Origin of the sequence: Gilliamella mensalis (assembly GCF_900103085.1) — a bacterium.
Classification (GTDB): Bacteria; Pseudomonadota; Gammaproteobacteria; order Enterobacterales; family Orbaceae; genus Gilliamella; species Gilliamella mensalis.
The window spans coordinates 1-823 of sequence record NZ_FMWR01000042.1; the positions used below are offsets into that span (position 1 = coordinate 1).

General features: G+C 36.0%; 2 protein-coding genes. Both read left to right on the forward strand.

All coding sequences use genetic code 11. The features are described 5' to 3' along the window. The coding region (locus BQ5209_RS10550) for a transposase (protein WP_143421923.1) at window positions 1-304 on the forward strand (304 nt) is incomplete at its 5' end. Between the two features lie 83 nt (window positions 305-387). After that, the coding region (locus BQ5209_RS10555; protein WP_143421924.1) for an IS3 family transposase at window positions 388-823 on the forward strand (436 nt) is incomplete at its 3' end.

An 823-nucleotide genomic window follows, 5' to 3' on the forward strand; every position in this document is an offset into this window, starting at 1 on the left:
AAATATGAATAAGATTAAACGCAAAAGACGAACATTCACAGATGATTTTAAACACCAAATGGTCAGTCTTTATCAACATGGTAAATCACGTAGTGAAATCGTTGCCGAATATGATTTGACACCATCAGCTTTGGACCGTTGGATAACGCAAGCAAGCCAAAGTGGCTCATTTAAAACAAAAGATAATCGCAGTCCACAAGAACAAGAGTTAATCGCGTTGCGTAAAGAGCTTAAACAACTCCGTATGGAAAACGATATTTTAAAGCAAGCAGCACTGATAATAGGACGAAAATCGCTATCCTAAAAGCAAATCGACATCGTTATAGCATAACAAAGCTATGTCAATATTTAGGATTATCAAGACATTATGCTTATTATCAGTGTAAATTGAATAGACAAAAATCAGTAGGGCTTTATGCCGATAAAATCGTGACGCTATTTAATCAGAGCTATCAGTCTTATGGTACAAGACGAATTCGATTTGATTTACAGAAAGAGAATATTTGGGTGTCACGCCGTTACATTGCTCGGGTGATGAAAGCCTTATTGCTGGTATCAAAATACACCGTTAAACGTTATCAATCTCACAATACGGAAGTGAATGAAACCGCCACAGAAAATCACCTGCAACGACAATTTGATGTAGGTGATAAAAAACAAATTGTTGTTGCGGATTTAACCTATATTCAAGTTAAGCAACGTTGGAACTATTTATGTGTTTTAGTGAACTTATCCGATAGGCAAATTGTCGGTTATCATGTTGGTCAACATAAAACAGCAGAGCTTGTTATGTCGGCATTAAGCCAAATTAAACAACCATTAT